Source organism: Actinoplanes auranticolor, assembly GCF_018332655.1.
Classification (GTDB): Bacteria; Actinomycetota; Actinomycetes; order Mycobacteriales; family Micromonosporaceae; genus Actinoplanes; species Actinoplanes auranticolor.
Window position 1 is genome coordinate 247010 of record NZ_BOQL01000066.1, and the last position, 11535, is coordinate 258544.

The 11535-nt window shown below is 74.1% G+C and carries 11 protein-coding genes; 8 read left to right on the forward strand and 3 right to left on the reverse strand.

Going from position 1 to position 11535, the window contains the following annotated elements:
• Nucleotides 1-67: 67 nt before the first annotated feature.
• From mptB to Aau02nite_RS37875, 4 genes are all read left to right on the forward strand, one after another.
• A complete protein-coding gene (gene mptB / locus Aau02nite_RS37860) occupies nucleotides 68-1411 on the forward strand; it encodes a polyprenol phosphomannose-dependent alpha 1,6 mannosyltransferase MptB (protein ID WP_246595743.1) in 1344 nt (447 codons plus the stop codon).
• Nucleotides 1408-2547 carry a glycosyltransferase 87 family protein gene (locus Aau02nite_RS37865; RefSeq protein ID WP_212993433.1) on the forward strand — a complete coding sequence of 380 codons (1140 nt, stop codon included), beginning with the start codon at nucleotides 1408-1410 and terminating at the stop codon, nucleotides 2545-2547. Before mptB ends, Aau02nite_RS37865 begins: the two co-directional genes overlap by 4 nt.
• Nucleotides 2544-4379, forward strand: coding sequence for a DNA helicase RecQ (recQ, locus tag Aau02nite_RS37870; protein WP_212993434.1), 1836 nt, complete (start codon nucleotides 2544-2546; stop codon nucleotides 4377-4379). The genes Aau02nite_RS37865 and recQ overlap by 4 nt, the downstream gene beginning before the upstream one ends.
• Before the next feature lie 76 nt (nucleotides 4380-4455).
• Entirely contained in the window at nucleotides 4456-5313 is an 858-nt protein-coding gene (locus tag Aau02nite_RS37875; RefSeq protein ID WP_246595744.1) for an NAD-dependent epimerase/dehydratase family protein, read from the forward strand.
• Between the two features lie 139 nt (nucleotides 5314-5452).
• Here the strand turns inward: Aau02nite_RS37875 and Aau02nite_RS37880 are convergent, their stop codons facing one another.
• Nucleotides 5453-6319, reverse strand: coding sequence for a hypothetical protein (locus Aau02nite_RS37880; protein ID WP_212993435.1), 867 nt, complete (start codon nucleotides 6317-6319; stop codon nucleotides 5453-5455).
• 66 nt (nucleotides 6320-6385) lie between these two features.
• Here Aau02nite_RS37880 and Aau02nite_RS37885 point away from each other — a divergent pair, with 66 nt between their 5' ends.
• Nucleotides 6386-6748, forward strand: coding sequence for a YybH family protein (locus Aau02nite_RS37885; RefSeq protein WP_212993436.1), 363 nt, complete (start codon nucleotides 6386-6388; stop codon nucleotides 6746-6748).
• A 49-nt stretch (nucleotides 6749-6797) separates the two neighbouring features.
• Nucleotides 6798-8039, forward strand: a complete 1242-nt coding sequence (locus Aau02nite_RS37890) for an EAL and HDOD domain-containing protein (RefSeq protein WP_246595745.1) — start codon at nucleotides 6798-6800, stop codon at nucleotides 8037-8039.
• A 242-nt stretch (nucleotides 8040-8281) separates the two neighbouring features.
• Here the strand turns inward: Aau02nite_RS37890 and Aau02nite_RS37895 are convergent, their stop codons facing one another.
• Entirely contained in the window at nucleotides 8282-9439 is a 1158-nt protein-coding gene (locus Aau02nite_RS37895) for an RNA polymerase sigma factor (RefSeq protein ID WP_212993437.1), read from the reverse strand.
• Between the two features lie 56 nt (nucleotides 9440-9495).
• Nucleotides 9496-9852: a YciI family protein gene (locus Aau02nite_RS37900; protein WP_212993438.1), complete on the reverse strand. Its 357-nt coding sequence runs from the start codon at nucleotides 9850-9852 to the stop codon at nucleotides 9496-9498.
• 124 nt (nucleotides 9853-9976) lie between these two features.
• On the opposite strand from Aau02nite_RS37900, the gene Aau02nite_RS37905 reads away from it, so the two are divergent.
• Both Aau02nite_RS37905 and Aau02nite_RS37910 read left to right on the forward strand, forming a co-directional pair.
• On the forward strand, nucleotides 9977-10249 hold the full coding sequence (locus Aau02nite_RS37905; RefSeq protein WP_212993439.1) for a hypothetical protein: 273 nt from the start codon (nucleotides 9977-9979) through the stop codon (nucleotides 10247-10249).
• 176 nt (nucleotides 10250-10425) lie between these two features.
• Nucleotides 10426-11496, forward strand: coding sequence for a hypothetical protein (locus Aau02nite_RS37910; protein WP_212993440.1), 1071 nt, complete (start codon nucleotides 10426-10428; stop codon nucleotides 11494-11496).
• Nucleotides 11497-11535: the final 39 nt, after the last annotated feature.

Below are 11535 nucleotides of genomic sequence, written 5' to 3' on the forward strand. Positions count from 1 at the left end.
CGCAGCCGCCACGAGGCGGCCATGTACGGGACGACGCCCGGTCATCTCGTTCTGCCACGGTGCGGCGGTGCGTGGTGATGACACGACCACGGGGCCGGCACCGGTGCTGCGCCGCGGGCAGGTGCAGACGGCTGCCGGCTGTGCCGGTGCGGTGCTCGTCACGGTCGGCGCGCTCCTGGGCCGGCCCGGGCTGGTCCACGTCTACGCCGGCCTGGCCCTGCTCGTCCTGGCCTGGTGGCGGTACGACCGCCACGGCAGCGCCCGGCCCTGGGTGACGCTGGCCCTGTGGGCGGGCCCGCTGCTGGCCGCCCCGCCGCTGTTCAGCCGGGACGTCTACAGCTACCTGGCGCAGGGCCTGATGATCGCCGACGGGCTCGACGTCTACCGGCACGGCCCGGCGGCCCTCGGCGGGCCGATCGCCGAGCGGGTCCCGGCCGTCTGGCAGGACACCCCGAGCCCCTACGGCCCGGTGTCGATGCTGGTCAGCCGGGCGGTGACGGCGGTGACGGGCGAGCACGCGGCCGCCGGGGTGCTGGCCATGCGCCTCGTGGCGCTCGGCGCGCTGGTGCTGATCGGGCTCGTCGTGCCGCTGCTGGCGCCCGGCCATGCCCCGGCCGTCTTCCGCCTGGTGGTGCTGAACCCGCTGGTGCTCATCCATCTCGTCGGGGGCGCCCACAACGACGCGCTGATGGTCGGCCTGCTCGCGGTGGGGCTGGCCGCTGCCGTACGGGACCGGCCGGTGGTCGCGGCCGCCCTGGTCACCGCGGCCACGCTGGTCAAGGCTCCGGCCGCGCTCGGGCTGGTGGCCGTGGCCGTGCTCTGGGCGGCGCGATCGCCGGGCCGCCGGCCGGGCGTGCGCGCGAGCCTCGGGACGGGAGCAGTGGCGGCCGCGTGCACCGTCGTCGTCACCGCGGTCGCGGGCACGGGGTACGGCTGGATCGGCGCCCTGGACACCCCCATCTCCTCGGACAACTGGTCCCCGACCGCGCTCCTGGGGCGCTGGACCGCCGCCGTGTTCGCCCACGACGACGTGGGAGCGGCCCTGTCCGTCCAGCTCTGGCGCTGGGCGGGGGTGCTGGCCACGCTGATCGTGGCGGGTCTGGTGTGGACGTACCGGAACCGGATCGGGGTGCTGCCCGGCCTCGGCCTGGTCCTGCTCGCCGTGGTCGCGTTCGGCCCCGCCCTGCGCCCCTGGTACGTCGTCTGGGGGCTGCTGCCGCTGGCCGCCGGATGGCCCGGTTCGCACCGCCGGCTGGCTGTGCTGTGTACGGTGCTCACCCCGGTCGTGCTGCCCGACGGATACGCCGCCGACCTGACCGAGGTGCTGGCCGCCGTCCTGGGAGTGCTGCTCGGCGCGGCGGTGTCCGGGCTGGTCCGGCTGCCGGTCCCGGCCCGGGCGGTGCCCCGGTGAGGTGGCGGCTCGCACTCGTGCTGGGCGCGGCGGGCGTCGCCGGCGTCTTCCTGGCCACGGTGCCGACCTTCCGGCACTTCTTCGACCTGGGCGTCTACCGCGGCGCGGTCCACCACTGGCTGATCGACGGCGGCGACCTGTACGCCTACCGCTATCGGGGCACGGCCTACGGGTTCACCTACCCGCCGTTCGCCGCCCTGGTGCTCAGCCCGCTGGCCCTGCTGGCGTGGCCGGTCGCGATCGCCGCATCGATGCTGGTCAACGCGGGGGCCGTGGCGTGGCTGGTGCGCCGGTTGCGACCGGCCGCCGGCTGGACCGAAGGCGCGCTGCTGGTCGTGGCGGTGCTCGTGTTCGAGCCGGCCCGGGACACGATCAGTTTCGGCCAGGTCAACCTCGTACTGCTGGTGCTGGTCATCACCGACCTGGTCGCTCTGCGGCGGGGCTCACGCTGGGCGGGCGTGGGCATCGGCATCGCCACGGCGATCAAGCTGACCCCGGCGGTCTTCATCGGTTACCTGCTCGTCAGCCGCCGGTACCGGGCGGCCGCCGTCGCCACTGGCACGACCGCCGCCGCCACTCTGCTGGCCGGCCTGCTGGCGCCGGGCGCCTCGTGGACGTTCTGGACCAGTGCGGTCTGGGACACCGCCCGGGTCGGCCGGCTGGACTACGTCTCCAACCAGTCGCTGCGGGGTGTCGTCGCCCGCCTCGACGGCGATGCCGGGTGGTGGCTCGCCGCGGTGGCGCTCGTGCTGGCGGTCTGGTGGCTGCGGGCCCGGCGGGCCGCCGCGGCCGGCGACGACCTGGCCGGGTTCGCGCTGACCGGGGCGCTGGCCTGCCTGCTCAGCCCGGTGACCTGGGTGCACCACCTGGTGTGGCTGCTGCCGGCGCTGGCCGTGCTGATGGACCGGCGGGGCCGGACCGTCGTGGCGGCGCTCTGGGTGGTCCTGAGCAGCAGTGTCGTGTGGCTGTGGTGGGCCGACCCGTCCGGCTGGGGAGCCGCCGCCGGCAGTAACACGTACGTGTGGATCACCGGGGGGCTGTTGTTCCTGCTACCGGTCGGGACCGGCGCGGCGATCCGGACGTTGTCCACAGGGTCCGGGCCCGCCCCGGGGGAAGTCACTACTATCGCGGAGTGACTTCCGCCCCCGAGATCCCCCGGTCCGCCACCGACGTGCTCAACCGGGTCTTCGGCTACGCCGCGTTCCGCGGCGAGCAGCGCGAGATCATCGAGCACGTCATCGCCGGCGGCGACGCCCTCGTGCTGATGCCCACCGGCGGCGGCAAGTCGCTGTGTTATCAGATCCCCGCGCTGGTCCGCGACGGCGTCGCCGTGGTGATCTCCCCGCTGATCGCCCTGATGCAGGACCAGGTCGACGCGCTGCGCACGCTCGGCGTGCGGGCCGGCTTCCTCAACTCGACGCAGGATCTCACCGAGCGCCGGCGCGTGGAGCAGGCCTTCGTCGCCGGCGAGCTCGACCTGCTCTACGTGGCGCCCGAGGGCCTCGGCGTCCCGGCCACCCAGCGGCTGCTCGACCGCGGCCGGATCGCGCTGTTCGCCATCGACGAGGCGCACTGCGTGTCGCAGTGGGGCCACGACTTCCGCCCCGACTACCTCAACCTGTCGATGCTGCACGAGCGCTGGCCCGACGTGCCGCGCATCGCGCTGACCGCCACCGCCACCTCGGCCACCCACGGTGAGATCGCCGAGCGGCTCGACCTGACCGGCGCGCGGCACTTCACCGCCAGCTTCGACCGCCCCAACATCCAGTACCGCATCGTCGCCAAGAACGAGCCCCGCCGCCAGCTGCTCGACCTGCTGCGCACCGAGCACCCCGGCGACGCCGGCATCGTCTACTGCCTGTCCCGGGCCTCGGTGGAGAAGACGGCCGAGTTCCTGGTGCAGAACGGCATCCCCGCGCTGCCGTACCACGCCGGTCTCGACGCGCGGGTCCGCGCGGCCAACCAGTCCCGCTTCCTGCGCGAGGACGGCCTGGTCATGGTCGCGACCATCGCGTTCGGCATGGGCATCGACAAGCCCGACGTGCGTTTCGTCGCCCACCTCGACCTGCCCAAGTCGGTCGAGGGGTACTACCAGGAGACCGGCCGGGCCGGGCGTGACGGCCTGCCGTCCACCGCCTGGCTGGCGTACGGGCTGCAGGACGTGGTGCAGCAGCGCAAGATGATCGAGACCTCCGAGGGCGACTTCGCCCACCGGCGCAACCTGGCCAAGCACCTGGACGCCATGCTCGCGCTCTGCGAGACCGTGCAGTGCCGACGCGGCCAGCTGCTCGCCTACTTCGGCCAGACCGGCGCGGCGGCCTGCGGCAACTGCGACACCTGCCTCAATCCCCCGGAGTCCTGGGACGGCACGGTGCCGGCGCAGAAGCTGCTGTCCACGGTGCTGCGCCTGCAGCGCGAGCGCGGGCAGAAGTTCGGCGCCGGCCAGTCCATCGACATCCTGCTGGGCAAGACCACGGAGAAGGTCACCCAGTTCCGCCACCACGAGCTGAGCGTGTTCGGCATCGGCACGGAGCTGCGCGAGGCCGAGTGGCGCGGCGTGGTCCGGCAGCTGCTGGCCCAGGGCCTGCTGGCGGTCGAGGGTGACTACGGCACGCTGGTGCTCACCGACGAGAGCGGCAGCGTGTTGCGCAAGGAGCACCAGGTCATGCTGCGCCGCGAGCCGGAGCGCGCGGCCCGGGCGCCGCGGGCCCGCACCGGCAAGGCGGCGCCGGCGGCCGACCTGCCGGCCGAAGCGGCGCCGGTGTTCGAGCGGCTGCGGGCCTGGCGGGCCGCGGCGGCCAAGGAGGCGGGCGTGCCGGCGTACGTGGTGTTCCACGACGCCACGCTGCGGCAGATCGCCACCCAGCGCCCCGGGAGCCTGGCCGAGCTGTCCACGGTGAACGGTGTGGGCCAGAGCAAGCTGGACAAGTTCGGCGAGCAGGTGCTGGCGGCGCTGCAGGAGGTCTGAGGGCGGTTTTGTTCCCGGTCCGGGCGCGGTGATCGTCACGTACCGTGGTTGCCTGCGCGGGTCTAGCGTCGGGGTCATGACGATCGTAGTGACAGGTGGGACGGGTTACCTCGGGTCGGCGCTGCTCGCGGAGCTGGTCGGGGCGGGGCACAGCGTGACGGCGCTGGTGCGTAACGAGGCGGGCGCGGCGAAGGCGACCGGGCTGGGCGCACGGGCGGCCGTCGGTGACCTCTTCGACACCGGATGGCTCACGGAGCAGTTCGCCGCGGCGGACGCGGTCGCGCACCTGGCCGCCACCGGCGACGCCGGCACCCGTGACCTCGACCGCGGCGTCGTCTCGGCGGTGACCGCCGCGCTCGGCGGGACGACCAAGCCGTACGTGCACACCAGCGGCATCTGGCTCTGGGGTGACAACGCCGACATCACCGAGCAGGCCCCGCCGGCCCCGCCGGCCCTGACGGCGTGGCGCCGGCCGGTCGAACAGTCCGTCCTCGAGTCCGGGCTGGCCGCGACGATCCTCGCCCCCGCGATCGTGTACGGCCACGGCGCCGGCATCCCGGCCGGGGTCTTCGGCCGCGACGACGAGGGCCGCGTCCGGCTGATCGGCGACGGCAGCCAGCACTGGGCGACCGTGCACGTCGACGACATCGCCACCCTCTACCGCACGGTCCTCGAACGTGGCGAGGGCCTGGGTTACCTGGTCGGCGCCTCGGGCGAGAGCCCGACCGTGCGCGAGCTGGGCGAGGCCCTCGCCGGTGACGCCGCCGTGGCACCGGAGAGCATCGAGGCGTCGCGGGAGCGCCTGGGGGCACTGTTCGCCGACGCGCTGCTGCTCGACCAGCAGGCGAGCGGGGCGAAGGCCAGGGAGCTGGGGTGGACGCCGAAGGGGCCGTCGCTGCTCGACGACTTCCGCACCGGCAGCTACGCCTCCTGAGCCGTCGCGCCCGGGTATCCCGGTGGCCGCTCTCGCGCCGGGTAGACCCGCGCGGGCGCGGTTTCGGCCGGGTGGCAGACCGCGCCGCGGGTCACCCACCGCGGCGCGGATCAAGCCGGGTGGCCGGCCGCGGCCCGGATCAAGCCGGGTGGCCGGCCGCGGCCCGGGCGCCCGCCGTGCGGGCCGCACCGGCTGCGATCAGGGCCGGGCCGAGCAGCAGAGCCGCCAGCGCCAACGCCGGACCCACCTCCACGTCGATCGCCACAGTCGCCGTGGCCGTGGCCGACGTGTCCGTCCGGAGGCCGGGCTGCAGGAAGGCCGAGCTGGTCTCGACACCGCGCAGCGCCTCCGTGAGGTACCAGGACCCGGACATGCTCCACGCCGCGTGGGCCGCCGCCAGCTGGACGAGCAGGGCACCCGCCGGCGCCAGGAACCACCGGTCCGCGCGGGACACCGCGAGCACCAGCAGCAGCCCGGCGAGCACGGTCGCCAGCAGCCCCGGCGCGATGTGCCGGAACAGCGCCCCCTGATCGGCGGCGGGCGCCAGCAGGTCGCGCTCGCCCGCGGCGTCCATCGCCACGACGGCGACCGGCACCAGCGCGACCACGCACGCGACGGCGGTCAGCCAGACCGGCCGCCGGAATTGCGGCAGCGCCACGATCCCCACGGTCAGGGCGGCCACGGCGATCGCCAGCAGCACCGCCTCGGCGTACTCGCCCTCGGCGGCCTGCTCGTAGAACGTCGTGATCTCGGAATAGCCGGCCGGGATCGGGTCGATGTGCAGCCAGGTCACGACCGACGCGAGCGCCAGCACCGCGGCGGCCGCGGTCAGGGTCCAGCGGGGCACCGGCACCCCGACCTGCCGGACGGCGTAGAGGGCGACCGCCAGCAGTGCCAGCACGCCGGACGCGGCCGGCAACCAGCCGGTGAAGCCGGTGAGGGCGCAGAGCACCGCCAGGACGGCCGTGACGGCGAAGACCAGGGGCAGGCTGCGGCGAAGAGGCACGGGCCGAGATCCTGCCACACCGAAATCGGTGCCGCCGTCCCGCTGCCGGGTGCCATGATGCGCGCCATGGACTTTCCCGCCGCTGTGAACCACCACCTGGCCGCGATCGGCCGCCGGGACCTCGACGGCTACCTCGCGACTGTGCATCCGGACGTCAACCTCATCATGCCGAACGGCACCCTGCTCAGCGGCCTGGACGAGCTCGCCGCCTTCCACCGGGACTGGTTCGGCGACCCGGACTGGAGCTGGGAGCTGGACCTGCGGCGCACGGTGACCGCCGGCGACACCGGCATCGCGATCTTCGCCGCCGACTACCACGACCTGGACGGCCAGGGCCGGCCGTACCAGCTGAGCTACCTGCTCACGCTGGTGTTCGTCCGTGACGGCGAGCGGTGGCTGCTGCTGCACGACCAGAACACCCTGCGATGACAGTGGCGGAAACCTCAAGCCGGGGTGGTGACGGCCGATCAGTCAGGCCGTGAAACCCACGGTGCCGCTCCCCCTGCCGGGCACACAGCTCGTGCACGTCGGCCGGCAGCCGATCTTCGACCGGACGGGCGACGTCGTCGCCTACGAGTTGCTGTTCCGGGGCAGCATGGACGCCGTCGAGGCCGGCCGCCGCGACACGTACGCGACCAGCCAGGTCATCGTCAACACGTTCACCGAGTTCGGCATCGACGAGGTCGTCGGCGACCGGACCTGCTTCATCAACCTGACCCGCGAGTTCCTCACCGGTGAGCTGGTGCTGCCGTTCGGCCCGGAACACGTGGTGCTGGAGGTGCTGGAGACCGTCACGGTGGACGACGAGGTCGTCGCCGGGGTCACCAACCTGGTCACCCAGGGCTACCGGATCGCGCTGGACGACTTCGTCTACGGCTCCGGGCACGAGCGGCTGCTGCCGCTGGCCTCGTACGTCAAGCTCGATCTGCTGCAGGGCGACCTCACCCACCTGGACGAGATCGTCGCGGCCTGCCGGGTGTACCCCGGCATCCAGATCGTCGCCGAGGGCCTGGAGACCACCGAGCACCTCGCGCTGAGCAACCGCTACGGCTTCGAGCTGCGCCAGGGGTACGTGCTGAGCCGCCCGCAGGTCCTCACCGCCACCTCGCTGACCCCGTCCCGGTTGCGCCGGCTGGAACTGCTCGGTGCGCTCACCGCCGCCGACACCGACCTCGAACGCATCCTGTCGATCATCGCGGGCGATCCGGCGCTGACCATGCGGGTGCTGCGGGCCAGCAACTCCGCGGCGGTCGGCGCCACCACCAAGATCTCCTCGGTACGCCAGGCCGTCGTCATGCTGGGCGTCGCGCACATCCGGCAGTGGGCCATGCTCATGGTGGTCGACGACGTGGCCGGGGCGACCGAGGTGCAGCTGGCCGAGGCGCTGACCCGGGCCCGGCTCTGCGAGAACATGGCCGGTGCCTTCGGGGCCGCTCCGGACGGCGCGTTCATGGCCGGCCTGATCACCTCCGTGGCCGCGATGCTCGGCCTGTCCCCCGCCGCCATGGCCCACCAGCTGCCGCTGAGCACCGACATCGCGACCGCCCTGGAACGCGGCGCCGGGCCGTTGGGCCAGGTGCTGCGGGTGGTCAACGCCTACGAGCGCGGGGACCTGGCCGAGGTGGCCGCGGCGTACGTCGGCGACGACCTGACCGGCACGGTCATGGACGCGATGCGCTGGTCGCGGATGGCCGTTAAGGCCACCCAGACCGCCGCGTAGGCGCTGCCCGCGGGCAATGCCTATTTTCTATCTGCCAGCTAGGCTTTGGCACCCCCGGGCCGCTGCTGCGCTTCACCGGCCGGATCACCGCCGACGGCGAGTTCACCGCCCGCCCCTTCCGGCTCCACGTGTACGGCGGCTTGTTCTGCCCGTGGTCGCACCGCGGCCTTGCGCGACACCACCGACTTCGCGGCGTTCGCCCGGCCCAGCGCTCTGCCCGACTGGGACGCGCCGGTCGACCGCTAACGCACCTCGGCGAGCCGGGCGGCGAGGAAGGCCCGCTCGACCTCGTTGTCGGTCAGCGCCAGCGCCTCCTCGTACGCCCCGGCGGCCTCGGCCCGGCGGCCCAGCCGGCGCAGGAAGTCCGCCCGGGTCGCGCTGAGGTAGCCGTAGGTGGCCAGGGCGGGCTCCGCGAGCAGCGGCGTCAGCGCGTCCAGGCCGGCCTGCGGACCGTCGCGCTCCCCGACGGCGACCGCCCGGTTCAGCTCGACCACCGGCGACGGCCACAGCTCGCGCAGCACGTCGTAGAGCCCGACGATCTCGGTGAAGTCGGTTTCCGCCCAGGTCGGTGCCTCACTGTGGATGGCGGCGATGGCGGCCTGCACCGCGTACCGGCTCGGCGGCGCGGCCCGCAGCGCCTCGCCGAGCAGGGCCGCTCCCTCGGCTATCTGCGTCCTGTCCCACCGGCTGCGGTCCTGGTCGCTCAGCAGGACCAGCCGCCCGTCGGCGGAGACGCGGGTGTCGCGCCGCGCGTCGGTGAGCAGCTCCAGCGCCAGCAGGCCGGTCACCTCGGCGTGCGCGGGCAGCAGCCGGTGCAGCGTCCGGGTCAGGTCCAGGGCGGCGTGCACCAGGTCGCGGCGGGCCAGCTGCTCGCCGATCGGCGCGGTGTGGCCGGTGGTGAAGACCAGGTGCAGCACGGCCAGCACCGCGCCGACCCGGTCCCCCAGCTCGTCCGGCCCCGGCACCCGGTACGGGATCCGCGCCGCGGCGATCTTCTTCTTGGCCCGGGTGATCCGGGCCGCCATCGTGGCCGGCTGCACCAGGAACGCCCGTGCCACCTCGGCGGTGGACAGGCCGCACAGCAGGCGCAGGGTCAGCGCCACCTGGGCGTCGCCCGCCAGCGCCGGGTGGCAGCAGGTGAAGATGAGCCGCAGCAGGTCGTCCTCGGCCGGACCGGCCGCCGGCTCCTCCATCACCAGCAGCGGCAGGGTCCGGCGCAGCACGGAGGCGCGCCGCAACGCGTCCAGGGCCCGGTTGCGGGCGACGGTGGTGAGCCAGGCCCCGGGACGATCCGGGATCCCGCCGGTGGCCCAGTTGCTCAGGGCGTGGGTGTAGGCGTCCTGGGTGCATTCCTCGGCCAGGTCCAGGTCGCGGGTGACCCGCACCGTCGCGGCGAGCACCCGGGCCCACTCGCGACGGTGCGCGTCCGCGACGGCCTCGTGGACGCCCGGCGGGATCAGTTGTGCTCCCGGATCGGCCGGATCTCCACCCCGCTGTGGCTCGCGGCCACCTCCGGCAGCAGGCCGGCCAGGGCGATCGCCGCGTCGAGGTCGGCCGCCTCCAGCACGTAGTAGCCGCCGAGCACCTCCTTGCTCTCCAGGAACGGCCCGTCGGTGACCGTCGGCCGTTCCGCCGGCCCCTGCCGCAGGCTGGTCGCCGTGCCGGGCGGCATCAGCTCGTGCCCGCTGAGCACCGCCGCACCGGCCGTGGCCGCGAACCGCTGGTGGCCCGCCTCGATACGCGCCCGTTCCTGCGGCCCGGTGTTCGCCCATTCCTGCTCGTCGCCGTAGATCAGCACCAGGTACTTCGCCATGTCGGTCATCCGTTCGCGCGGGACCCCGTACGGGCCCGATCACCACTGCGACGTTCCAGCCGGACGCAGATCGACAACCCGGCCCCCGCTGTCCCGCAGTCATGGTGCCACTCAGCATCGTGCGGTGCGCTTCCCGCTTGCCATCACCCTGACCGTGACCTGCGCCTTCGCCGTGGCCGGCTGCACCGGGGAAGCGTCCGGCCCGCCGCCGACCACAGCATCGGCGGTCCCTTCGATCTCCGCCGTCCCCGCACCCTCGTCCGCCTCGCCCGTCCCGAAGCCGCCACGACCGCTGCCCAGCCCCGGCAACCCCGACGGTGACGCCGCGGTGCCGGCCGACGCGCGGGCCAGCGGGCAGCCGGGGATCTTCTTTCTCGGCGCGAGGCTGAGTCGTTAGCGGGTGTCCCGGATGACAGGCCGGCCTGGACGTCCGCGCTGCGGAATTGCACGCCGACCCAGATCTTGGCCTCCGCCGGCGCCTGCGCCTGCATCCTGCGGCAGGACTCCCGGATCGCCGGGCCCGGCGTCGTGGCTATCATCGGCAGCCACGGACGCCGGTGGAGGTCGACGCGAATGAGCACACCGCGCACGCGGCTCGGCCTGGCTGCCGCCATCGTGGCGGGCGCCGCCCTGCTGGCGCTGCCGGCCGGCGGCAATGCCCGGCCCGCGGCACCGGTCACCGCGGCCGTCGCGTGGCCGCAGGCCCAGCGTGACACCGTGCAGGCGACCCTGCCGGACGGCGCCGAGTACCGCCCGGGTCTGTTCCTCGACGCCCGTACGTCCCTGGGCACCGCGGCGACCGCGGACGACCGCTACCTGCGCCTGGTCCGGGTCGGCGCGGACGGCACAGTGCGCCAGCTCCGCCGGCTGCCCCGGGCCCAGCACCCGTCGTTCCAGGCCCTCACCGTGACCGGCGACGTGCTGGCCTGGGTGGAGAGCACCGACGGCGGCAAGCTGCGGCTCTTCACCGCCGCTCTGAGCGACCGCCGGGCACCCCGGGAGCTGACCGCCGACCTGGGCCGGGCCGAGTTCTACCAGTCGCAGTACGACCTGGTGATCGCCGGCGGCCGGGTGCACTGGGCCGCCGCCGGCACCGGTGACGTCACCCAGATCCGCTCGGTCGCGCTGACCGGCGGACCGGTCCGGACCCGCAACGAGCCCGGCACCTGGAAGCTCTCGGCGTGGCCCTGGCTGGTCAACGGGGTCAGCGACAGCTCGGGCAGCACCGCGTTGCGCAACCTGGAGACCGGCCGGGACAGTCCGGTCAGCCGCGCCCGCGAGCGGGCCATCACGGCCTGCAGCCCGGCCTGGTGCCGGCTGGCCTCGCTGACCGGGGACGGCCAGAACCGTATCGAGCTGATGCGGCCCGACGGCAGCGACCGCCACCGGATCGCCGGGGACACCGCCGCCACCGTGATCGTCGACGTGGCGCCGCTGGACCGCTTCGAGGTGCTCGCCCGGATCGGCCCCAACTCGGAGCTGACCGGCAACAACGAGCTGATCGCGGTGGAGATCGCCACCCGCCGGACGGTGGAGATCAGCCCGGACGCCGGCTCGGTGTCGTACCGCAACGGGATGCTGTGGTGGTCGACCGGCAACCTGGACGCCGTCGTCTGGCACGCCCTGGACCTGCGCACCATCTGACGGCCGCGACCGGCGGCCGCTCAGGCCGGGACGGCTCAG